Source organism: Micromonospora sp. WMMC415 (genome assembly GCF_009707425.1).
Lineage (GTDB): Bacteria > Actinomycetota > Actinomycetes > Mycobacteriales > Micromonosporaceae > Micromonospora.
Genome location: NZ_CP046104.1, coordinates 2,515,590 through 2,538,298, shown reverse-complemented (window position 1 = coordinate 2,538,298; position 22,709 = coordinate 2,515,590). Strand labels below are relative to the sequence as shown.

The 22,709-nt window shown below is 75.5% G+C and carries 18 protein-coding genes; 8 read left to right on the top strand and 10 right to left on the bottom strand.

Going from position 1 to position 22,709, the window contains the following annotated elements; genetic code table 11:
* Nucleotides 1-7 precede the first annotated feature (7 nt).
* Both GKC29_RS12320 and GKC29_RS12315 read left to right on the top strand, forming a co-directional pair.
* Entirely contained in the window at nt 8-661 is a 654-nt protein-coding gene (locus GKC29_RS12320; protein ID WP_230689008.1) for a hypothetical protein, read from the top strand.
* Nucleotides 658-1,332: a DUF4166 domain-containing protein gene (locus GKC29_RS12315; RefSeq protein WP_155330953.1), complete on the top strand. Its 675-nt coding sequence runs from the start codon at nt 658-660 to the stop codon at nt 1,330-1,332. The genes GKC29_RS12320 and GKC29_RS12315 overlap by 4 nt, the downstream gene beginning before the upstream one ends.
* 104 nt (nt 1,333-1,436) lie before the next feature.
* Here the strand turns inward: GKC29_RS12315 and aspS are convergent, their stop codons facing one another.
* A complete protein-coding gene (gene aspS, locus GKC29_RS12310) occupies nt 1,437-2,723 on the bottom strand; it encodes an aspartate--tRNA(Asn) ligase (RefSeq protein WP_155330952.1) in 1,287 nt (428 codons plus the stop codon).
* Nucleotides 2,724-3,123: 400 nt separating this feature from the next.
* On the opposite strand from aspS, the gene lipA reads away from it, so the two are divergent.
* Both lipA and GKC29_RS12300 read left to right on the top strand, forming a co-directional pair.
* Nucleotides 3,124-4,176 carry a lipoyl synthase gene (gene lipA / locus GKC29_RS12305; RefSeq protein ID WP_155330951.1) on the top strand — a complete coding sequence of 351 codons (1,053 nt, stop codon included), beginning with the start codon at nt 3,124-3,126 and terminating at the stop codon, nt 4,174-4,176.
* A 66-nt stretch (nt 4,177-4,242) separates the two neighbouring features.
* Complete coding sequence (locus tag GKC29_RS12300) at nt 4,243-5,919, top strand: hypothetical protein (protein WP_155330950.1); 1,677 nt, start codon at nt 4,243-4,245, stop codon at nt 5,917-5,919.
* 12 nt (nt 5,920-5,931) lie between these two features.
* On the opposite strand, the gene GKC29_RS12295 is transcribed toward GKC29_RS12300, so the two are convergent.
* Complete coding sequence (locus tag GKC29_RS12295; protein ID WP_155334104.1) at nt 5,932-8,880, bottom strand: helix-turn-helix transcriptional regulator; 2,949 nt, start codon at nt 8,878-8,880, stop codon at nt 5,932-5,934.
* Nucleotides 8,881-9,185: 305 nt separating this feature from the next.
* The gene (locus GKC29_RS29545) at nt 9,186-9,356 is read right to left on the bottom strand and encodes a hypothetical protein (protein ID WP_196255862.1); all 171 of its coding nucleotides are present in this window, start codon (nt 9,354-9,356) and stop codon (nt 9,186-9,188) included.
* A 195-nt stretch (nt 9,357-9,551) separates the two neighbouring features.
* Here GKC29_RS29545 and GKC29_RS12290 point away from each other — a divergent pair, with 195 nt between their 5' ends.
* Nucleotides 9,552-10,241, top strand: coding sequence for a DUF4191 domain-containing protein (locus GKC29_RS12290; protein WP_155330949.1), 690 nt, complete (start codon nt 9,552-9,554; stop codon nt 10,239-10,241).
* Between the two features lie 64 nt (nt 10,242-10,305).
* On the opposite strand, the gene GKC29_RS12285 is transcribed toward GKC29_RS12290, so the two are convergent.
* Nucleotides 10,306-10,704: an RDD family protein gene (locus GKC29_RS12285; RefSeq protein ID WP_196255861.1), complete on the bottom strand. Its 399-nt coding sequence runs from the start codon at nt 10,702-10,704 to the stop codon at nt 10,306-10,308.
* 254 nt (nt 10,705-10,958) lie between these two features.
* Between GKC29_RS12285 and glnA the strand changes: the two genes are divergently transcribed.
* On the top strand, nt 10,959-12,383 hold the full coding sequence (glnA, locus tag GKC29_RS12280; RefSeq protein WP_155330947.1) for a type I glutamate--ammonia ligase: 1,425 nt from the start codon (nt 10,959-10,961) through the stop codon (nt 12,381-12,383).
* A 134-nt stretch (nt 12,384-12,517) separates the two neighbouring features.
* On the opposite strand, the gene GKC29_RS12275 is transcribed toward glnA, so the two are convergent.
* The 4 genes from GKC29_RS12275 to mptB (GKC29_RS12260) form a co-directional block, all read right to left on the bottom strand.
* On the bottom strand, nt 12,518-12,976 hold the full coding sequence (locus tag GKC29_RS12275) for an SRPBCC domain-containing protein (protein WP_155330946.1): 459 nt from the start codon (nt 12,974-12,976) through the stop codon (nt 12,518-12,520).
* Nucleotides 12,977-12,990: 14 nt separating this feature from the next.
* Nucleotides 12,991-13,344 (bottom strand): helix-turn-helix transcriptional regulator, encoded by a 354-nt coding sequence (locus GKC29_RS12270; RefSeq protein ID WP_155330945.1) that lies wholly within the window; start codon nt 13,342-13,344, stop codon nt 12,991-12,993.
* A gap of 79 nt (nt 13,345-13,423) precedes the next feature.
* Nucleotides 13,424-14,899 carry a polyprenol phosphomannose-dependent alpha 1,6 mannosyltransferase MptB gene (mptB, locus tag GKC29_RS12265; RefSeq protein WP_155330944.1) on the bottom strand — a complete coding sequence of 492 codons (1,476 nt, stop codon included), beginning with the start codon at nt 14,897-14,899 and terminating at the stop codon, nt 13,424-13,426.
* Nucleotides 14,896-16,314, bottom strand: coding sequence for a polyprenol phosphomannose-dependent alpha 1,6 mannosyltransferase MptB (gene mptB / locus GKC29_RS12260; protein ID WP_155330943.1), 1,419 nt, complete (start codon nt 16,312-16,314; stop codon nt 14,896-14,898). Before mptB (GKC29_RS12260) ends, mptB (GKC29_RS12265) begins: the two co-directional genes overlap by 4 nt.
* Before the next feature lie 45 nt (nt 16,315-16,359).
* On the opposite strand from mptB (GKC29_RS12260), the gene GKC29_RS12255 reads away from it, so the two are divergent.
* Complete coding sequence (locus GKC29_RS12255; RefSeq protein ID WP_155330942.1) at nt 16,360-18,033, top strand: hypothetical protein; 1,674 nt, start codon at nt 16,360-16,362, stop codon at nt 18,031-18,033.
* 133 nt (nt 18,034-18,166) lie between these two features.
* Nucleotides 18,167-18,811, top strand: coding sequence for a bifunctional 2-polyprenyl-6-hydroxyphenol methylase/3-demethylubiquinol 3-O-methyltransferase UbiG (locus GKC29_RS12250; protein ID WP_155334103.1), 645 nt, complete (start codon nt 18,167-18,169; stop codon nt 18,809-18,811).
* Nucleotides 18,812-18,848: 37 nt separating this feature from the next.
* Here the strand turns inward: GKC29_RS12250 and GKC29_RS12245 are convergent, their stop codons facing one another.
* Nucleotides 18,849-21,935: a bifunctional [glutamine synthetase] adenylyltransferase/[glutamine synthetase]-adenylyl-L-tyrosine phosphorylase gene (locus tag GKC29_RS12245; protein WP_155330941.1), complete on the bottom strand. Its 3,087-nt coding sequence runs from the start codon at nt 21,933-21,935 to the stop codon at nt 18,849-18,851.
* The gene (locus GKC29_RS12240) at nt 21,935-22,699 is read right to left on the bottom strand and encodes a type 1 glutamine amidotransferase (protein WP_155330940.1); all 765 of its coding nucleotides are present in this window, start codon (nt 22,697-22,699) and stop codon (nt 21,935-21,937) included. The genes GKC29_RS12245 and GKC29_RS12240 overlap by 1 nt, the downstream gene beginning before the upstream one ends.
* Nucleotides 22,700-22,709 lie beyond the last annotated feature (10 nt).

The window sequence follows — 22,709 nt, the reverse complement described above, 5'->3', positions numbered from 1 at the left end:
GTGGCGGATGACGCAGGACCCCGTCCAACATCGCCGGTGGGACGTCCGCTTCGGCCGGATCGACCCGCTGCCGGGTGGCCCGCCCGCCCGGTTCCGGTACGCCACGCGGGTGGCCCCCGGCGTCACGATCGCCGGCTGGGGTGTGCACGCCGGCGAGCGGAACCGGCCGGACGGCAGTCGCACCTCCGCGCTGCTGTTCGGCTCCGACGACCCACGCTCGTTGATCGCGGCCGGTGCCGGCTACTGGCGCTACCTGCCGGGTCCGGACGGGGTGCGGTTCCTCACCGGCTACACCTACACACCACGCTGGGGACCCCTGGGGCGCGCCGCCGACCTCGGCTTCCGCCCGGTGTTCGGGTGGGCCACCGCCTGGTCGTTCGACCGGCTACGGCTCTGGCTGGAGCACGGCGTCACCCCGGAGCGCGCCCGGCGCAACGCCGCCCGGGAGATCGCCGTACGGCTCCTCGGGGTGCTGGCCGCCGGAGCGTTCGCCGCCGGCTCCGGCCTCCCGGCCGCCACGGTGGCCCTCACCGTCCTCGGCAGCACGGTGGCCGCGCTGGCCGTACCGCCGCGTCCGCACACCCCCGCGGCCCGCCGCTGTCGACGCCGACCACCGGACCGCCTCGCCGCCCGGGCACCCGAGGAGGTGGAGAAGCTGTGACCGCCGTCTTCCGTACCGCCCTGGGTGCCGACTTCGACCGGCTCCACCCCGAGTTGCGGCGCCGCTTCGACGTCGACGGCGACACCCACCTGGGCTGCGTGGGCACCGGGGTGATGGACCGCGTCTGGCGGGGTGCCGCCTTCACCCTGCCGTTCCTGCACCTCGGCACCCTGCGGCACATCCTGTTCCCGGAGACCGGCGTCGACATCCCCTTCACCATCGAGAACTACGCCTACACCGACTCCTACGGCCGCCCGACGCTGACCTTCGTCCGGACCTTCCAGGTCGCACCGGACCGCCGGCGGCGCTTCGACGCCACCATGGTGTGGAGCGAACGGCGGGCCGTGCTGGTCGACTACCTCGGGACCCACCAGCACCTGGCGGTCGACCTGCACCCCGCCGTCGACGCCGCCGGCGCCCTCACGATCCGCAGCGGCACCTACCGCGCGCGCGGCGGGCTGCGCTGCCCGGCCACCGTGACCGGGGAGGTCCACCTGCGCGAGTGGTACGACGACCGGGCCGGGCGGTTCCGCATCGAGGTGGCGGTGACGAACCGCCGGTTCGGGCCCCTGTTCGGCTACACCGGCAGCTTCACCATCCGCTACCTGCGGCCGGGCCGCGCGCCGGTCCCCGCCGCCGTCCGACCGCTCCGGGAGAACCCCCGGGAATGACCGCCGCGAACCCGCCGCGCCGCCCGCCGAGTCGATCAAGAGGTCTGCGTCGCGGTGATGGTTCATCCGTAAACCTCTTGATCAACCGGCACCCGTCGGGGAGGTTACGGCGTGAGGCGGTGCAGGTCGCGTGGGAAGGCGGTCACCTCCCGGACGTTGCCCGCGCCGGTCAGCCGGGCCACGAAGCGCTCCAGGCCGATCGCGAAGCCGCCGTGCGGCGGCATCCCGTGCCGGAACGCGTCCACGTAGCCGGCGTACGGCTCGACCGGCTCGCCACGCGACGCGAGCGCCGCCAGGTAGTCGGCGTGCCGGTGCAGCCGCTGCCCGCCGGTGACCAGTTCCACGCCCCGAAAGAGCAGGTCGAACCCGTTCGAGTACGCCGGCCGCGCCGGGTCCGGATGGGTGTAGAAGGGCCGCTTCGCCATCGGGTAGCCGGTGACGAAGAGGAAATCCGAGCCGTGCTCCCGCCGTGCCCACTCCCCCAGCGCACGCTCGTGTGCCGGGGCGAGGTCGGGCTCGTCCGCCGGGGCACCGGCGATCTTCAGCGCCTCGGTGAAGTGCACCGCGGGGATCCCGGCCGGCACCTCCGGCGCGGTCACGCCGAGCGTGGCGAGCGCGGCACCGGCCCGGTCGCCGACCGCGTCGAGCATCCCGGCCAGGGTGTCCCGCAGCACCGCCATCACGTCCCGGTGGTCGGTGACGAAACCCAGTTCGGCGTCGAGGGACGTGTACTGCGCCAGGTGCCGGGCGGTGTCGTGCGGCTCGGCCCGGAACACCGGCCCGACCTCGTACACCCGCTCGAAGACGCCCACCATGAGCTGCTTGTAGAACTGCGGCGACTGCGCCAGGTACGCGGGCCGGCCGAACCAGTCCAGGGCGAACACGTTCGCGCCGCTCTCGGTGGAGGAAGCCACCACCTTCGGGGTATGGATCTCCACGAACCCACGGGCGTCGAGGGCGGCCCGGAAGCCGGCGACCGCCGCCGCCGAGACGCGCAGCGCGGCCGAGCGCACCGGATGCCGCAGCGCGACGGGCGCGTGGTCCAGTTGGGTGGGGAGGCCCGCGGTGAGCGCCGGCCGATACAGGTCGAACGGCGGCGGCACGGCGGGCGGGCCGAGCGGGCGTACCGTCGGCGCGGTGAGCTCGACCCCGGCGGGCGCCGCCGGGTTGGCGACCACCGTGGCGACCACCTCGACGACGGTCTCCTCGGTAAGGGCCTCGACGGCCGCGCGGGCCTCGGGCTCGGTGACCACGACCTGGGCGAGCCCGGCCGCGTCCCGGAGGATCAGGAAGGCCACCGACTTGAGCAGCCGGCGGCGGTGAACCCAGCCGGCGACCCGAACAGGTTCGCCGACATGGGCGGAAAGCTGGGTGGAAAGGATGCGTTGCACGGCGGGTACCTCCTCGGTCTGGTCGCAACGCCATCCCGGGAGGTGTGGGCGAGCGGGTCCTCGCGGTGCCACCACACCTTCGCCCCCGCCGGAGCGGGAGCCTCGTTCGTCGCCTTTTCACCGGGGCCAGCCGGGCGGGGTCTACTGGGTGTTAGGAAGGGACCCTTCCTCTACCGGAGGCGTTGAGAAGGGGCCCTTCCTTACCGTTCTTCCCGCAGCTCGGGAGGGTCTTCGCGGCCCGCTGCCAGACCGCCTCGCAGCAACCGGCGGCTCTCTTCAACTGGCGGGGCGGGGCGCTACTCGGCTCCGTCACAGCTCTGCGGCGCACGCTAGCACCCCGGCGGGATGGATGTGACGGGGATTTTTGTGCGGTGGTGTCCGGCGTCACAAGGGTGGGGGCGTGACGGCGGTCGCCCGACGTGCATCGACACCCGCCGTCGGGCGTAGGCTCGACTCTGTGACGATCGAGCACTCCGCGCCGACGACCGGCCAGGCAGCGCGCACCGCGACGCCCGCCCCCGAGGGGCGGCGTCTCCTGCGGATCGAGGCGCGCAACGCCGAGACGCCGATCGAGCGCAAGCCACCGTGGATCAAGGTCAAGGCCAAGATGGGCCCGGAGTACACCCAGCTGCGCGGGCTCGTCTCGCGCGAGGGGCTGCACACCGTCTGCCAGGAGGCCGGCTGTCCCAACATCTACGAGTGCTGGGAGGACCGGGAGGCCACCTTCCTCATCGGCGGTGACCAGTGCACCCGCCGCTGCGACTTCTGCCAGATCGACACCGGGAAGCCGGCCGAGTTCGACGCCGACGAGCCGCGCCGGGTCGCCGAGTCGGTGGTCTCGATGGGCCTGCGGTACGCCACCATCACCGGCGTCGCCCGGGACGACCTGCCCGACGGCGGGGCCTGGCTCTACGCCGAGACCGTCCGGCAGATCCACGCCCTCCAGCCCGGCTGCGGCGTCGAGCTGCTGATCCCCGACTTCAACGCCGTCCCCGCGCAGCTCGCCGAGGTGTTCGGGTCGCGGCCGGAGGTGCTCGCCCACAACGTCGAGACCGTGCCGCGGATCTTCAAGCGGATCCGGCCCGCGTTCCGCTACGAGCGTTCCCTCGACGTGATCCGGCAGGCCCGCGCCGACGGCCTGGTCACCAAGAGCAACCTCATCCTCGGCATGGGCGAGGAGCGCGCCGAGGTCTCCCAGGCGCTGCGCGACCTGCACGAGGCCGGCTGCGAGCTGATCACCATCACGCAGTACCTGCGCCCCTCCCCCCGCCACCACCCGGTGGAGCGGTGGGTCAAGCCGGAGGAGTTCGTCGAGCTGCGCGAGGAGGCCGAGGAGATCGGCTTCGCCGGGGTGATGAGCGGCCCGCTGGTGCGCTCGTCGTACCGCGCCGGCCGGCTCTACCAGCAGGCCCTGGAGGCCCGCCGGGCCGCCCCGGTCGGCACCGCCGGCTGACGACACCCGGCCGCCGCGTCGGGCACCGCGCCGCGCGGACCACCGACCGGGTGCCATGATCGGCCCATGACCACCGGGGTACGCGAGGAGCACCGCGCCGCGCTGCGCGCGCTGCCGCGGGCCCGGTGGTACCGGCTGCCCGACGCGCTGGCCCTCCTGGCGATCCTCGCCGGGGTCGCGTACCGCCTCGGTCTGCTGCTGCACGCCACGCCGCCGACCAACAGCGACGAGGCCACCATGGGGCTCGCCGCCCTGCACGTCGCGCAGGGGCGGGAGTTCCCGGTCTGGTTCTACGGTCAGGCGTACATGGGGACGCTGGAGGCGTACCTGGCCGCACCGCTGTTCGCGCTCGTCGGGCCGTCCACCCTGACGCTGCGCCTGCCCACCCTGGCCCTGTACGCGGTGTTCGTCCTGCTGGCCTGGCGCCTCGCGGGGCGGCTCACCGGGGACCGGTGGTACGCGCTGCTGGTCGCCGTCCTGCTCGCGTCCGGCTCGGACCGGATCGTCAAGAACCAGCTCATCGCCGGCGGCGGGTACCCGGAGATGAACGCCGCCGGGGTGGCCCTCGCCCTGCTCGCGTACGACCTGGCGGCCGGCCGGCCCGGACGCGGGCTGCCCCGCTGGGCGGTGTGGGGGTTCCTCGCCGGCCTGATGGTGTGGGTGGACCCGCTGGTCCTGCCGTACGTGGCCGCCGCCGGGGCGGTGCTGGTGGCGTTCCGGTGGCGGGACCTGCGCGGCCGGGCGGGCGCCCTGCTCGGCCTCGGCGCGCTGGCCGGTGCGGCACCGCTGCTGGTCGACGCCCTGGCGTCGGGGCGCAGCCCGCTCGCCGCCGTGCTGGCCGCCGGTGGCGCCGGGGAACCCGCCGGCTGGGCCGAGCGGCTGCACGGCGCGCTGGTGCTCGGGCCGGCGCTGGGCATGGGCTTCTGCTCGCCCGGCCGGTGCGCCGGCTGGCAGCTGTGGTGGTCGGCCGCCCTGCCGCTGCTCCTGATCGCCGCCGCCGTCACGGCGTGGCGCCGGCTGCGCGCCCCGACGCCGCCGCGAGGTGTCCCGACGGTCGCCGGCCCGGGGCGGCTGCCGGACGCCGCGGACGGGCGACCCGACGAGGCCGGCGCGGCCCGTCCGGTCGGGGCGGCCCTCGCGCTGGCCCTGGTCGGGGCGGCCGTGCTGACGCTGGCCGTCTACGCGGCGAGCAGCGCGTCGGGCCGTACCCCGGTCGAGAGCTCCCGGTACCTGTCCTGCCTGCTCATCTCCGTACCCGTGCTGCTGTGGCCGGTGTGGGAGGCGGCCCGGCGGCGGTCGGGGCGGGCCGGTGGCGCCCGCCGGGTCGCCGCCGCGGCGGTGCTCGCCGCGACGCTCGGCGGCGCGGCCGTCGCCACCGGCGGGGCGGTCTCCGCCGCGCCCGCGCACCGGGCCGCCGAGGACCGGCACGCCGGCCTCGTCCGCGCCCTGCGCGCGCTGGACGTCCGGCACGTGTACGGCGGCTACTGGACCTGCAACCGGCTCATCTTCGCCACCGGGGAGGAGGTCCTCTGCGCGGTCGTCGACGACCACCTGAGCCCCGGCCACGACCGGTACCGCCCCTACCGGCGCGCGGTGGACGCGGACCCCCGGGCGGCCTGGGTCGCCCCGGAGGGCTCCCCCCTCGCGACCCGACTCGACGCGCAGCCGGCCAGCCGGCACACGATCCCCGGCTGGCGCATCTACCTGCCGGCCACCCGGACCACCCCGCCACCCGGCCGCTGACCGTCCCGGCGGTCAGCGGGTTTCGGCCAGCAGGCCCAGGCGGTGGGCGACGGCGGCGGCCTCGACCCGGTTGTGCACGTCCAGCTTGGCGATGATGCGCGAGACGTGGACGCTGGCGGTCTTCGGCGAGATGAACAACTGCTCGGCGATCCGGCTGTTGCTGTGCCCCTCGGCGACCAGCCGCAGCACCTCCCGCTCGCGCTCGGTCAGCAGGTCCGCACCGGGACGGCCCCGGTTCGCGCCGCGCAGCCCGACCCGCCGGGCGAGGGTCGCCGCCTGCTCGGCCAGCGGCGCGGCACCGAGCCGGTCGGCGAGCGCGGCCGTCTCCGCGACGGCCGCCGCCACCTCGTCCCGCTCCCCCGTCGCGGCGGCCACCTCGGCCAGCGCGAGCAGCGCCCGGGCCAGCGGGTACGGCTGCCCGTCGGCCCGCCAGGCCGCCACGGCCGCCCGCCACCGGGTCAGCGCGCCGGTGTCGCCGGCTTCCACGGAGGCCCGGGCGGCGGGCACGGCGACCGGCCCGCCGGCGGGGACCGACCCGCCCACCGTCGCCGCGACCTGGGCGGCGTACGCCCGCTCGGCGGGGAAGCGCACCGGAACGGCGGCGGCGAGGTCGGCCGTCCGGGCGGCGAGGTCGTCGTCGCCGACGTGGCGGGCGGCGCGGGCGAGGGCGGTCAGCACCGGCCAGCCGTACCGGGGATGGTCGGCGACGCTGCTGTCGGCCAGTGCCGCCGCCGCGGCCCGCCGCGCCTCGGGCCGGTCGTCGGCGGCGAGGGCGGCCTCCAGCCGCAGCTCGATCAGGGGCAGCCGCTGGTGCGGGTGCAGGTACGGCTTGGTGAGGAAGCTCAGCGACCGGCCGATCGTCTCGTCGACGGCCGGGTGGCCCTGGGCCAGCCGCAGCGCGGCACACAACTGGAGCCAGTGCGAGCCGGTGACGCCCGGCGGGTCGATGCGGGCGGCGTCGGCGAGCACCTCGTCCGCCTCCGCCCACCGGCCCAGGGCGAGCAGCGCCTCGGCCCGGTTGGACAGCAGGTAAGCCCCGGTTGAGCGGCTGATCCCGACCCGGCGCGCCTCGGCCACGCCGTCGGCGGCGGCGCGGGCCGATTCTTCGTACCGGCCCAGCTCGAACAGCACGTCGGAGATGTGCACCAGGGCACCGACCAGCGCCGGCGCGGCGCCGGCGGCCCGGGCCAACGCCTCGGAGCGGCGCAGCTCGGCCAGCCCCAGATCCGTCGCGTGGTCGGCGCGGCGCAGCAGCGCGACGACCTTCACCGGGAGCTCGGCGTTGTCGACACCCGAGGCGTGCGCCGCCGCGAGCACGTCGGCGGCCAGCAACGCACCCTCGGCCCGGTCCACGCGGGCGACGTGGGCGGCGACGTCGGCGAGCAGGTGCAACCGCTCGGGGCCGTCCGGCGCCCCGGCCGCCAGCCGGTACGCCTCCCGCAGCTCGGCGGCGCCGTCGCTCTTGCCGAGCATGGCGAGCATCCGGCCGCGCCGGTCGAGCAGCCGGGCGGCGCGCAGCGGCTCCGCGGTCCCGTCCACCTCGGCCAGCGCGGCCCGGGTCAGGGTGAGGGCGCGATGGTAGTCCCCGGCGGTGGTGGCCGCCGCGATCGTCTCCTCCAGCAGGGCGAGGTGGTCCATGCCGAGCCGGTCGGCCGCGTCGGGGACCAGCTCCCACAATTCCAGCGTCCGTTCCAGCAGCCGGCTCTGCTCGGCGTACGCGTAGCGGTCGGCCGCCGCGCACGCCGCCGTCCGCGCGGCGACCAGCGCGCGGGCGTGGTCGTGCGCGGCGTACCAGTGGTGGGCGATCTCGGCGGGCGCGCGCCCGGCGGCGACCAGGCGGGGCTGCGCCTCGATGGCGGCGGCCCAGCGGGCGTGCAGCCGGGCGTGTTCCCCGGGCAGCAGCTCGTCGTGGACGGCCTCGCGGACCAGCGCGTGCCGGAACTCGTAGTCGCCCTCCGGGTCGGCCACCACGAGCTGGGCGGCGACGGCGGCGCGCAGCGCTTCCTCCAGGTCGGCGTCCGGCAGGCCGGCGACCTCGGCGAGCAGTTCGTGGGCGAACCGGGTGCCGCCGGCGGCGGCGATGCGCAACACCCGCTGCGCCGGCTCCGGGAGCCGGTCCACCCGGGCGAGCAGCAGGTCGCGCAGCGTCTCCGGCAGGGCGGCGCAGCCGATCGGGTCACCCGCGGCGGCCAGCTCCTCGATGAAGAGGGGGTTGCCCTGCGTGCGGTCGTGGATGTCGTCGACCGCGCGGGCGGCCGGCTCGGCGCCGAGCAGGCCGGCCAGCACCGCCCCGGTGCCGTCCCGGTCCAGCCGGCTCAGCTCCATCCGCTCGACGCCCCGGGCCCGGTCCAGCTCGGCCAGGAACGGCCGCAGCGGGTGCCCCCGGTGCAGTTCGTCGCTGCGGTACGTGCAGACCAGCAGTAGGCGGTCGGCGCGGGCCGCCCGGACGAGGAAGCCGATCAGGTCCCGGGTGGAGCGGTCGGCCCAGTGCAGGTCCTCGATGAGCAGCACCAGCGGCTGCTCGTCGGCGAGGCGTGCGAACAGCTCGGCGACCAGGTCGAACAGGTAACCGCGCGGGGCGTCGGAGGACGGCGGCGGCGCGGCTCCGAGCGGGCCCCGGGCCAGCTCCGGCAGGAGCCGGGCGAACTCCGCCTCGTACCCGTCGAAGACGGCGGGGCCGTCGCGGCGCAACACCGCGCGCAGCGCCGCCGCGATCGGCGCGAAGGGCAGGCCCGCCTCGCCGAGTTCCAGGCACTGCCCGACGAGCAGCCGGACCCCGTCGGCGGCGCCGCCGAACTCCTCCAGCAGCCGGGTCTTGCCGACCCCGGCCTCGCCGCCGACCAGGACGGTGGTCGGCTCGCCGGCTCGGGTCCGCGCGAGCGCGTCCCGCAGTGCGGCCAGTTCACGCTGGCGGCCGACGAGGGTGGTACAGGCGGGGCGTGCGGTCACGGCACCGAGCATGCCACGACCGCCGCCGCCCCCGGCCCCGCCGGCGGCCGACGATCCAGTCGCGATCATGGACAAACCGGACGGCGTGGCGGGCCCACCCGGCGACGTGGCGGGCGCGCCCACCCCCGTGATGGGCGCGCCCGCCGTCCGTCGGGCCGGGTGCGCCTCGGCGGACCCGGCCGGTGGGACCGGTTGCGCCTCGGCGGACCCGGGCGGTAGGACCGGCGCCGACGGTGCGGCTGGTGCCGACGGTGCCGCCGGTGCCGACGGTGCGGCCGGCGCGGCCGGTGCGACCGGTGCGACCGGCTGCGCGGTGGTCACCGGCGGCTGTCGCCGGGGCGGCCGGCGTGGTGACGCCGGCTCAGCCAGCCGCGGGCGGAACGGTGCGGCAGGCTCCGGGCCAGCCGGTCGACGGCGGCCTCGGCCCGCAGCTCGGCGGCGTGCGTACGGTGGACGGAGAGCAGGAACTCCGCGTCGTGGGTGAACATCTCGGGCTCCTCGTGGTCGTTGTCGTTTGCCGACTCTGACTCTCCGCCCGAAGGTGCCCGCGGGGCATGGGTGCACCGCCTGATCTTCGCCAGCCCGCCCTCCTTACCTCGACCGGCGGCCGGCGCTACGGCGACGTAAGGTACTCAGCCGCCCGCGGATCACCGGGGGGTGCGCCGACCACTAGACTCAGCGGCATGGCAAATCCCCAGGAGAAGGTGTCGTTCGGCCAGCGGCTGAAGCAGATCGGGATGGTGTTCCGGTTCACCGCCAAGCAGGACAGGTGGTTCGCGCCCCTGGCCTTCGCCGCGGTGGTCATCCCGCTCGCGCTGACCGTGGTCGCGTTCCTCGCCTGGGGCTGGTTCGCGATCCCGCTCGGCATCCTGTTCACCCTGCTCTGCCTGCTGATCGTGCTCAACCTGCGGTCCAACCGGGCGATGATGAACGCGGCCGAGGGCCAGCCGGGCGCGGCGGCGCAGATCATGGAGAGCATGCGCGGCGACTGGCGGGTCACGCCGGCGGTCAGCTCGACCACCCAGATGGACATGGTGCACCTGGTCATCGGCCGGCCCGGCGTGATCCTGCTGGCGGAGGGGAACCCGCAGCGGGTGCGCGGCCTGCTCGGCCAGGAGAAGCGCCGGCTGGCCAAGGTGATCGGCTCGGCGCCGCTCTACGACTACGTGATCGGCCAGGAGGAGGGTGAGCTGCCCATCCGCAAGCTGCGGATGACGTTGATGAAGCTGCCCCGGAACCTGACCGGCAAGGACGTCAACGCGCTGGACAAGCGCCTCAAGGCGCTCAGCGCCCGGCCGCAGCTGCCGAAGGGCGCGATCCCGAAGAACATGCGGCCCCCGCGCGGCGCCTTCCGCCAGTCCCGCGGCCGCTGACCCACGCCGTACGCAGCGGGAGCCGGGCCCCCTCGGGGCCCGGCTCCCGCCGTCTCGTGGGCGGTCAGCGGGGGGCGGAGGTGACGACGGAGGCGGCGGCGCGGTCGTGCAGGCCGCGACGGTTGGCGTCCATGATCAGGGCGGGTACCACGAGGGCGAGCAGGACGCCGCGCAGCAGCCCGCGGAGCACCCCGATCCGGCCACCGTCGGCCCAGGACACGCAGCGGACCCTGGTGATGAACATGCCCGGGGTCTGGGCGAAGAGGCCGAGGAAGAAGCCGTACTCGACGATCAGGACCAGCACCGGCGCCCAGCCCTCGGTCACCGGGTCGGCGAAGCCCCGGGCGACCAGCAGGCAGAGCACCCAGTCGATCACCAGCGCGCCGAAACGCCGGCCCAGGCCGGGCGGGGTGAAAGTCGGGTCCGAGGCGGGCGGTACGGGGCGGTCGGCCGGGTTCGTCACAACGGACAAGGGTAGTCAGGCGGCCGGGCCGGGACCGGCCACCCCGGGACGCAAAAACGGACCAAGCATGGCAGTTGTCACTACACTGGCACAGCCGGACGCCTCCCACCGGCCGGCCAGGCGCGGTTGAGCCGCGCGGATGACGCTCCGCGAGGGACGTAACACGGCAGAAACACCGAAGACATGGCCGGGCAACCGCGCGGCCATAGCGTCGCCAGAAGCCCAGCCACCCAGTGGACGTGCCAGGAGGACGAGTGTTCGCCAATCCCGAGGAACTCCTGCGTTACCTCAAGAACGAGGACGTGAAGTTCGTCGACGTACGTTTCTGTGACCTGCCCGGCGTGATGCAGCACTTCAACCTGCCGGTCGAGTCGGTCGCCGACGACCTCTTCACCGACGGCCTCGCCTTCGACGGGTCGTCCATCCGCGGTTTCCAGGCCATCCACGAGTCGGACATGCTCCTGCTCCCGGACGTCGCCACCGCCTTCATCGACCCGTTCCGCGCGCAGAAGACCCTCGCGTTGAACTTCTTCATCCACGACCCGTTCACCCGCGAGGCGTACACCCGCGACCCGCGGAACGTGGCGAAGAAGGCCGAGGCCTACCTGGCGGCGAGCGGCATCGCCGACACCGCGTACTTCGGCCCGGAGGCCGAGTTCTACATCTTCGACTCGATCCGCCACGAGACCTCGGCGCACCAGGCGTTCTACTACATCGACTCGATCGAGGGCGCCTGGAACACCGGCCGTGAGGAGGTGGGCGGCAACCGCGGCTACAAGACCGCGTACAAGGGCGGCTACTTCCCGGTGCCGCCGGTCGACCACTACGCCGACCTGCGCGACAGCATCGTCCGCCGGCTCGTCGACACCGGCTTCACCGTGGAGCGCTCGCACCACGAGGTGGGCACCGCCGGCCAGGCCGAGATCAACTACAAGTTCTCCACCCTGCTGCACGCCGGTGACCAGCTCCAGCTGTTCAAGTACATCGTGAAGAACGAGGCGTGGGCCAACGGCAAGACCGCGACCTTCATGCCCAAGCCGCTCTTCGGTGACAACGGCTCCGGCATGCACACCCACCAGAGCCTCTGGCTCAACGGCGAGCCGCTGTTCTACGACGAGACCGGCTACGCCGGCCTGTCCGACACCGCCCGCTGGTACATCGGCGGCCTGCTGCACCACGCCCCGTCGCTGCTGGCCTTCACCAACCCGACGGTCAACTCGTACCGCCGCCTGGTGCCGGGCTTCGAGGCGCCGGTCAACCTGGTCTACTCCCAGCGCAACCGCTCCGCCTGCACCCGGATCCCGGTGACCGGCAGCAACCCGAAGGCCAAGCGGGTCGAGTTCCGCGTGCCGGACCCGTCGGCGAACGTCTACCTGGCCTTCTCGGCCATGCTGATGGCCGGCCTGGACGGCATCAAGAACAAGATCGAGCCGCCGGCGCCGATCGACAAGGACCTGTACGACCTGCCCCCGGAGGAGTGGGGCGACGTCAAGCAGGTGCCGGGCTCGCTGCCGGAGGTGCTCGACGCGCTCGAGGCCGACCACGACTACCTGCTCGACGGCGGCGTGTTCACGCCGGACCTGATCTCGACCTGGGTCGAGTGGAAGCGGGCCAACGAGGTCGACCCGGTGCGCCTGCGCCCGACCCCGCACGAGTTCGCGATGTACTTCGACTGCTGACCACCCACCAGCACCGGCCGGGCCGGCTCCGCGACACCGCGGGGCCGGCCCGGCCGTTTCCGCCTCGATGCGGGTTCGAGAGGTACTGGCCGGCCCGCCGGATCCCGGCGCGACCGCCACTGCTCGACGACGCCTCAGCGGGCGAGCAGCGCGTCCAGCTTCGTGAAGGAGCTGCCCCAGCCGCCCTCGGCGCTCGACCGCCAGTCGGCCGGGAACGGGCCCTGCCGCAGCTCCAGCCGGGTCTTGCCGCCCGGCTCGTCGTGGAACTCCAGCCGCAGGGTCATCCGCGTGCCGTCCTCGATGCCCGGCATGCCCTTGACCTCCTCGTAGCCGACCAGCAGCTCGTTCTCGACGACCTCGGCGAAGGTGCCGTCCGCCGGGGAGGTCATGGCCGGGTCGTCGTCGTTGACCATGGTGAAGCGCTGGTGCCCGCCGACGCGGACGTCGAAGTCGACCGTCTCGCGCGGCACGGACCAGCCGACGGGGCCGAACCAGGCGGCGAACTGGTCGGGGTCGGTGAAGGCCCGCCAGACCAGCTCCCGGGGCGCGTCGAAGACGCGGGTCATGACGAGTTCGTTGGCGGCGTCGGTCATCGTGCTGTCCTCTCTCACTGCGGATCGTCCGTCGTCGGCGGTGCCGGCGCCTGGATCCGGCGCAGGTGGGCGTCGAGCCGGTCGAAGCTGGCGTCCCAGTGCCGCCGGTAGCGCTCCATCCAGGCCGTGGCCTCCCGGAGCGGCTCCGGGTTCAGGCTGCTGGAACGCCACTGGGCGCTCCGGCTGCGGGTGATGAGGCCGGCCTGCTCCAGCACCTTCAGGTGGCGGGAGATCGCCGGCAGGCTGATGTCGAACGGCTCGGCCAGCTCCGTGACGGTGGCGTCGCCGTCCGCGAGCCGGGCGAGGATCGCCCGGCGGGTCGGGTCCGCCAGCGCCGAGAAGATGACGCTGAGCCGATCGGTCACCACTTGCTTAACCACCTCGTTAATTAGCCGATGCGTTAAATGTAGGGTGAGAGGACGTCGCGGTCAAGGACCTGCCGGAACGTCAGCGCGGCCGAACGTTGCGGAGCCGGGGCAGACCCCACACCGCCAGCGCGACGACCAGGACGGTCATCACCAATGCACCCGGAGCCTTGACCAGCCGGGCGAGGTTGGTGCCGTCGGGTAGCGCGAGGAAGGCCGCGACCGCGCACGGCAGCACGAACCAACCGGTCCGTACCGCCACGACCGCCAGCACGGCCAGCGGCCAGGTCGCGTACCAGGGGTGGAACACCGGGGCCAGGGCGACCGTGGCGGCCAACGCGAGCCCCGCCCCGAGCAGGGACACCCGGACCCGGGCGGCGTCCATCCGCGCCACCCGCTGCCGGACGTCGTTCAGCTCGCGCAGCGCCGTCCAGGCCCGCCACCACAGCAGCGCCAGCAGGGCGACCAGCACGGCCAGCGCCACCGCCCGCGCCACCGGGACCGCGGCGGGTCGCCGGCCGAGCAACTCGCCGGCGTAGTCCACGACCATGCCGACGGCCGTCGGGGGCGACGTCCACTGCTCCGAGTCGCCGCTGCGGTTCAGCCCGCGCACCCAACCCAGGCCGAGGCCGGAGAGCAGCGACGCGCCCGCCAGGGCGGCGAACACCCCGGCTGCCAGCCAGCCGCCGTCGCGCAGCAGCGACCGTACGGTGTAGCGGCCGAGCACCGCCGCCAGGGCCGCGAACGGCAGCACCACCACCGCGGTCGCCTTCACGCCCACCGCCAGCCCCAGCAGCACCCCGGCGACCAGCAGCGGGCGCGGCTTGCCGGGGAAGCGGACGAGCACCAGCAGGCCGAGCAGCAGCAGCCCGAGCATCAGCGCGTCGTTGTGGGCGCCGGCCACCAGGTGCACGGCGACCAGCGGGCAGGCCAGCACCAGCCAGGCCGCCCGGCGCGTCGGCACGCCCGCCGCCCGGGCCAGCCCGAGCAGGCACAGCCCGGCGAGCAGGACCCCGGCCACGGCGACCAGGCGCAGCACCACCAGCGCGCCGACCAACCCACCGCCCAGGGTCACGGCCAGCGCGGCGAGCAGGACGAACACCGGCCCGTACGGCGCCGGCGTGTCCCGCCAGATCGGCGCGACCGCGTCCACCCACGGGCAGCCGGCCGCCGCCACCCCCGTCGCGTACGGGTCGACGCCGTGCGCGTACGCCCAGCCCTGGCAGGCGTACGAGTAGACGTCCCGGCTGCCCAGCGGCGGCGCGACGAGCAGCGGCAGCGCCCACAACCCCGCCGTGCGGTACGCCCAGCCGGTCGACGGCGCACCGTCGCGCAGGGCCCACCAGGCGCCGACGAGCAGGCCGGTGCCGACCAGCCAGAGCACGACGGTCAGCGGGCCGTCCGCGGAGCGCCACACCCGGTCGGCGGTGGTGCCGGGCAGCGCCCCGCCCACGTACCCGGCGACGGCCAGCAGCACGGCGCCGGCCAGACCGGCGTACCGCGCGACGAGCGCCCGCCCGGGCGCGATCGGACCCGGCGCTGCGCCGGGTCCGGTCACCGGCGTACCCCTCCCGACTCGGCGGCGGCCGGCCGACGGGCCGCCCGCGCCGACCGTACCAAGCGGACCGTAACCACGATCACCAGCAGCGTCATCAGCGGCGCGCCGACGGTCTTGGTGTACCGGGGCAGCCCGGTGCCGTCCGGTAGCACCAGGAACGACGCGACCAGCGCGACCAGGGCCGCCCAGTCGGCCCGGCGGGCGGTCGCCGCGAGCACCACCAGGGGCCAGGTCCAGTACCAGGGGTGGAAGAGCGGCGCGAGCGCGACCGTGGCGGTCAGCGCGAGCCCGGCGTGCCAGAGCGCGTCCCGGGTCCGCGCCCGCCACCACAGCCACGGCAGCAGCAGGAGGAGCACCGCCAGGCCGATCCCCCGGGTCACCGGCAGCGCGTCGACGTGCCAGCCGAAGGGCAGCACGAGATACCCGAAGGTCTGCCCGACGGCGGTCGGCGGCGACGTCCAGCCGATCACCAGACCCCCCTGCTCCAGCCCACCGATCCAGCCGAAGTCGAGGCCAGCGGCCAGCGTCGCGCCGACGACCGTGGCGACGGCGCCGCCGACCACCCACCCGCCGTCGCGGATCAGCGCCCGGACCGAGTACCCCCCGGCGAGCGCGGCCAGCGCCGCGAACGGCACCACGACCAGCGCGGTCACCTTGATCCCGGCGGCCAGGCCGAGCAGCACACCCCCGGCCAGCAGCGGGCCGGGGCGCGCGGGACGGGACGCCACGACCGCCAGCCCGGCGACGAGCAGCCCGACCATCAACGCGTCGTTGTGCGCGCCGGAGACCAGGTGCACCCCGACCAGCGGGGAGCCGAGCGCCAGCCACAGCGCCCGCCCGGGCGCCACCCCGCACCGACGGGCCAGCACCGGCAGTACGGCCGCCGTGAGGCCGACGCCGGCCACCGCGAGCAGCCGGAACACGACGATGCTGGCGACCAGCGAGTCGGTGGCCGCCACGATCGCCCCGGAGACCAGGACGAACAGCGGACCGTACGGCGCCGGGGTGTCCCGCCAGATCGGCGAGATCGTGTCCAGCCACGGGCACGGCAGGGCGGACACCCCCTGCTCGTACGGGCTGAAGCCGGCCGCGTACGTGGCGCCCTGGCAGGCGTACGCGTACACGTCCCGGCTGCCCAACGGCGGCGCGACCAGCAGCGGGACCAGCCAGAGCCCGACGGTGACCAGTGCCCACCGCGCGGAGGGCACGCGGTCCCGGACCGACCACCACGCTCCGGCGGACAGCGCCAGGCCGACCACCCAGAGCGCGATCAGCAGCGGCCCGTTCGGGCCCTGCCAGATGCGGACCGGGTTCGCCAGGTGCGACCCGGAGGGCAGGGCGCCGCCGAGGAAGGCGGCAACGGCGAGCATCGTCGAGCCGGCCAGGCCGGTCCAGCGGGCGAGGTGGAGAGGCACGGAAGCACATGCTGCCAGTACGGTGGTCGCGGTACGGAGGTGGGCATGCGGGACAGGCGGGTCGTGGCGCTGGCCACCGCGTCGGCCGTGGTGCTCGGTGTGACGTACCTGACGTTGCCGCCGGCGGGTTCGGACCTGGCCGCCCAGGTGGCGCGGGCCGACTTCTTCGCCGCCCACGGCACCGCCCCGGTCGACCTGCGCTGGTACGGCGGGGTGAACCAGTTCGGCTACAGCCTGGTGTCCCAGCCGGTGATGGCGCTGCTCGGCGTCCGGGTCACCGGCGTGCTCGCGCTGGTCACGGCGGCGGCCGCCCTCGCCGCCCTGCTGGCCCGGACCGGGGTGCCCCGGCCGCTGCTCGGCGCCCTGGTGGGCGTGGTCACCCTCACCGGGAACCTGGTTGCCGGCCGGGTCACGTACGGCCTCGGGGTGGCCCTCGGCCTGGTCGCCCTGCTCGCCCTCACCCTGCCCGCCGACGGGCGTGAACCCGCCGTCGCGCGGGGGCGACGCGGAACGGTGCGGCTCGTGCTGGCCGCCCTCGGGGCGCTGCTGGCGTCGGCGACCAGCCCGGTGGCCGGCCTCTTCGTCGGCCTGGCCGGCGCGGCGCTGCTGCTGTCCCGCCGGTACGCCGCCGGCCTGGCCCTCGGGGTCGCCGCCGCGCTGCCCCTCGGGGTCACCGCGTTGCTGTTCGGCGACGGCGGCTGGATGAACATCAGCCGCACCGACACCCTCCGCACCGTGGTGACCAGCCTGCTGGTGGCCGCGCTGGTGGCGTACCGGCCGGTGCGGGCGGGCGCGTTGCTGTCCGCGGCGGGGGTGCTGGCCGCGGCCCTGGTGCACACGCCGGTCGGCCTCAACGCCACCCGGCTGGCGGCGATGTTCGCACTACCCGTACTGGCCGCCGCCGCGGGTGTAAGGAAGGGCCCCTTGTTAACGCCTCCGGTAGAGGAAGGGTCCCCTGTTAACGCGTCGCGGCCTCGGTGGGCGCCGCTACGGGGCCGGTGGGGGGCCGCCGCCGCGCGCGGCGGGCGGGTCGGGGCGACCATGCTCGCCGTGCTGCTGGCCGCGGTGTGCTGGTGGCAGCCACCGGTCTCGCCGGCCGACCTGCGCAGCGTCACCGACCCGGCGGCCCGGCCGGCGTACTTCGCGCCGTTGCGGGACTTCCTCGCCGCTCAGCGCCTCACCGGCCGGGTGGAGATCCCGCCGACCCGCGGCTACTGGGAGGCGGCGTCCCTCGGCGAGGTGCCGCTCGCGCGGGGCTGGCTGCGGCAGGCCGACATCGACCGCAACCCGCTGTTCTTCACCACGGTGCCGGGCGCCGCCGGCACCGGGGTGCCGTTGACACCGGACAGCTACCGGGACTGGCTGCTCGACAACGCCGTGCAGTACGTCGCCGTCCCCGACGCCCCGCTGTCGTGGGTGGGCCGGCCCGAGGCCGACCTGGTCGTCGGCGGCCTGCCCTACCTCACCCCGGTCTGGTCCGGCCCCCACTGGCGGGTGTGGGCGGTCGACGGGTCGCGCCCGATCGTCGGCGCCCCGGGTGAACTGGTCCGATCCGACGCGGCGTCGCTGACGTTCCGGGCGGCGGCGGCCGGCCCGGTCCCGGTCCGCGTACGTCACAACCGCTGGCTGACCGTCACCGGCGGCGCCACGCTCGCCCCCGACGGCGACTGGACCACCGTCACCGTGCCCGGTGCCGGGGAGTACCGACTCGGCAGCTGACCCAACTCTTTTGCCGTTCCGGCAAACATCCTTGCCGAATCGTCGGGCTCCGGGCAACGATCGACGCGACGGTCCCGACCGGGAGCGGCACGAGCAGCGAGGAGGAACGGTGCGGGAGAGCGCTGACCGCGCGATGGACGACGTCCGGCAGCGGGACGTGGACCTGGAGGCCGCCCGGTTCTGGGACGAGCTCTACGGGGAACGGGACCAGATCTGGAGCGGCCGCCCCAACCCGCGCCTGGTCGACGTGGCCGGTCCGCTGCCGGCCGGCACCGCGCTGGACCTGGGCTGCGGCGAGGGCGCCGACGCGATCTGGCTGGCCGGCCGGGGCTGGCGGGTGACCGCCGTCGACATCTCCGCCACCGCCCTGGACCGGGCCGCCGCCCGGGCGGACGCCGACGGCGTCGCGGCACGGATCGACTTCCAGCGGCACGACCTCCTCCGCACCTTCCCCGAGGGCGTGTTCGACCTGGTGTCCGCCCAGTTCCTCCAGTCACCGCTGGACTTCCCCCGGGAGGACGTGCTGCGCGCGGCGGCCCGGGCCGTGGCGCCCGGCGGCCGGCTGCTGGTCGTCGAGCACGGTGAGATGCCGCCGTGGAGTCGGCACGCCCACCCGCACGTCCGGTTCCCCACACCGGAGGAGACCCTGGCCGGGCTCGACCTGGACGCCGACCGGTGGCACATCGAGCGGGTCGACGGCGTGCCGCGGCCGGCCACCGGCCCGGACGGGCAACCCGCGACGCTGCTCGACAACGTCGTGCTGGTGCGCCGGCGGTAGCGGCCGGACTCCGACCGCCGGCCGGTGACGCCCGGCCTCAGCTCTCCAGCACCCGCTCCATGGCGGCGCGGGAACGGCGACCGGTGCGCAGGTATTCGTCGAGGAACTCCCCCGGGTCGTCGCGGCCGAGCAGCCGCACCACGCCGGCCAGCTCCACCCCGTGCCGGGGGAGCTGGTCACCGGCCCGGCCCCGCACCAGCATCAGCGCGTTGCGGACCTGCGCGGCGAGGGTCCACCCGGCCGCCATCGCCTCGGCGTCCGCCCGGTCGACCAGGTCCGCGTCCCGCGCGGCCGCGAGGGCGTCGAGCGTACGCGTCCCGCGCAGCTCCGGCAGCCGCCCGCCGTGCCGGAGCTGGAGCAGCTGCACCGCCCACTCGACGTCCGACAGCCCGCCCCGCCCCAGCTTGGTGTGGGTGGCCGGGTCCGCGCCCCGGGGCAGCCGCTCGGTCTCCACCCGGGCCTTGATGCGACGGATCTCGACGACCTGCTCGCGGGTCAGCCCGTCGGCCGGGTACCGCACCGGGTCGATCATCGCCTCGAACTCGGCGCCCAGGTCCGCGTCGCCGCAGACGAACCGGGCCCGCAGCAGCGCCTGCGCCTCCCACACCCCCGACCAGCGCGCGTAGTACTGGGCGTACGCGGCGAGGCTGCGGACCAGCGGACCCTGCCGCCCCTCGGGCCGCAGGTCGGCGTCGACGCCGAGCGGCGGGTCGGGGGCGGGCATGCCGAGCAGCCGGCGCAGTTCCTCGGCGATCGCGTGGGCGGTGGCGCTCGCCGCGCTGTCGCTGACGCCGTCCGGCCCGTCGTAGACGAACAGCACGTCGGCGTCGGAGAGGTAGTTCGACTCGTACCCGCCGAGCCGGCCCATGCCGACCACCGCGAACCGCAGCCCCGGCACCGGTGCCTGGGACGCCCGGGCGGTCCGCAGGGCGGCGGCCAGCGTGGCGTCGGTGACGTCGGCCAGCGCGGTGCCCACGGCGGTCACGTCGGCGAGGCCCAGGGCCGGTGCCGACGTCCCGGCGCGGCCGGGCTGCGACGTCGGCGCGGCCCCCTGCGCGGCACGGTCCTCGGCGCGGGGTGGCGACGGTGCCAGTGACCCGGCGCGGCTCAGCACGTCGGCGCAGGCCAGCCGGACCAGTTCCCGGCGGCGCAGCGCGCGCACCGCCCGGGTCGCCTCGACCGGGTCGTCGGCGTGCCGGGTTGCGGCCGCCGCGAAGCCCTCGCACAGCACGTCCCGCGGGCGCGGGACCAGCTCGCTCTCCTCGGCGAGCAGGCGCAGCGCCTCCGGCTCGCGGGCGAGCAGGTCGGCCGCGTACCGGGAGGAGGAGAGCACCCGGGCGAGCCGGCGGGCGACCGGCCCCTCGTCGCGCAGCAGCCGCAGGTACCAGGGTGTGCTGCCGAGCTTGTCGGAGACCTGGCGGTAGTTGAGCAGCCCGCGGTCCGGCTCGGGGGCGTCGGCGAACTCGCTCAGCAGCACCGGCAGCAGGGTGCGCTGGATCGCGGCGGTACGGCTGACCCCGCCGGTGAGGGCCTGGAGGTGTCGCAGCGCCCCTGCCGGGTCGGCGAAGCCGAGGATCTCCAGCCGGTGGCGGGCCGCCTCGGGGGTGAGCCGCAGTCCGTCGGCGGGGACCCGGGCGACCGACTCCAGCAGGGGCCGGTAGAGCAGCTTGGCGTGCAGCCGGCGTACCTCGGTGGCGTGGGTGACCCACTCGGCGCGGAACTCCTCGACGGCGCTGCGGCCCGGCGTGGCCGCGTGGCCGAGCGCGGCGGCCAGCCAGCGCAGCGCGGCCGGGTCGGTCGGCACGGTGTGGGTCCGGCGCAGACCCTGGAGCTGGAGCCGGTGCTCGACGGCGCGCAGGAAGCGATAGCCGCGCAGCAGCGCCTCCCCGTCGGCCCGCCCGACGTAGCCGCCGGCGACCAGCGCCCGCAGCGCCGGGACCGTGCCCGGGACCCGTAGCGTCTCGTCACCGCGGCCGTGCACCAGTTGCAGCAACTGCACCGCGAACTCGATGTCGCGCAGCCCGCCCGGGCCGCGCTTGATCTCGCGGTCCAGCTCCTTCGGCGGGATGTTGTCGATGATCTTGCGGCGCATGGCGCGCACGTCCTCGACCGCCTCGGGGCGTTCGGCGGCCCGCCAGACCAGCGGGGCGAGCTGGTCGATCCACTCCCGACCCAGGGCCAGGTCCCCGGCCGCCGGCCGGGCCTTCAGCAACGCCTGGAACTCCCAGGTCCGGGCCCACCGCCGGTAGTAGGCGAGGTGGCTGGCGAGGGTCCGCACCAGCGGGCCCCGGTTGCCCTCCGGCCGCAGCGCGGCGTCGACCGGCCAGGCGACCAGCCCGCAGATGTGGATCAGCCGGGTGGCGACCGTGGTGGCCGCCGGGAGGTCGTCGTCCTCGGCCGCCACGAAGATGACGTCGACGTCGGAGACGTAGTTCAGCTCGTCGCCGCCGCACTTGCCCATCGCCACCACGGCGAGCCGCGGCCGGGGCGTGCCCTCCGGCAGCTCCCCCACGGCGATCTCGTACGCGGCGGCGAGCGTCGCGTCGGCCAGCGCGGACAGCGCGGCCATCGTCTGCTCCAGCCCGCGCCCGCCGGTCAGGTCGGCCGCCGCGATCCGCAGCAACGCCAGGCGGTACGCGGTCCGCAGCACCGCGACCGGGTTGCCGTCACCGGTCCGGTCGAGCCGCCCGTCGGCGGGCGGCGCCAGACCGTCCGGGGCGGTCCGGAGGGCCGTCCACTGGTCCGGGTTGGCCACCAGGTGGTCGCCGAGCGCCGAGGACGCGCCGAGCACGGCGACCAGCCGCCGGCGCAGCCCCGGATCGTCGTGCAACGCCTCGATCAGGGCGGACCCGGCGCCGATGCCGGCCGGACCGCCGCCGTTGCCGGCCGCGCGGCGCTCCGCCTCGACGAGCCGGTGCAGCTGGCGCAGCGCCAGCTCCGGGTCGGCGGCCCGGGACAGGGCGGCGAGCAGCTCCGCCGCCGGCTCGTCGGCCGGCTCCTGGGTGTCCGGCCGCCACAGGCCCAGCCCGTCGGGGCCGAGCAGGTCGGCGGCCCGGGAACCGGCGTCACCGGCGCCGAACCCGTACCGGGCGAGCCGCCCCGCGGCCCTGGTCGGCCGGCCCATCAGTGCCCGAGCAGGGGCAGGCTGCGGCGGGTGCCCTCGTCCAGCTCGCCGAGGGCCAGGGCCGCGAAGCGCGCCGCGAAGGGCTGCCACACCTCCTCCACGTCGACCATCACCGCGTCGCAGGCGGCCACCACCGCCTCCGGGTCGTAGCCCAGCTCGGCGAGCAGCCTCGAGTCGGTGGCCCAGTCGGCGATCATCGCGGTGTCGCACTCGATGTGGAACTGGAGCCCCCAGGCCCGGTCGCCGAGGCGGATCGCCTGGTGCGGGTAGCGGGTGGAGGCGGCAAGCAGGGTCGCGCCGGCGGGCAGCTCGGTGATCTCGTCGGAGTGCCACTGGAGCACGTCCGGGATCAGCGGGACGTACCGGAAGAGCGGGTCCGCCTCGGCGGCGTCGCGGCGGCCCACCACGCCGGGGCCGACCTCCGGGCCGGACGGGCTGCGCTCGACGGCGCCGGCGTGCGCGGTGGCGAGCAGTTGGGCGCCGAGGCAGATGCCCAGGGTCGGCACGCGGTACCGGACGGCCTTGCGCAGCAGCGCCTCCACGTGCGGGAACCAGGCCGCCCCGGGTGAGCCGTCGGGCAGCGGGTACGCCTGCTGCTCGCCACCGAGCACCACCAGCGCCGCGTACCCCTCCAGGTCGGCCGGCAGTTCGTCGCCGGCGTGCGCCCGGACCACCCACAGGTCCAGGCCGGCCTCGGTCAGCCACTCCCCCAGCCGGCGCGCGTCGTCGGTCGGGTCGTTCTCGATCACCAGCGCGGTTGCCACGCCGTCGAGG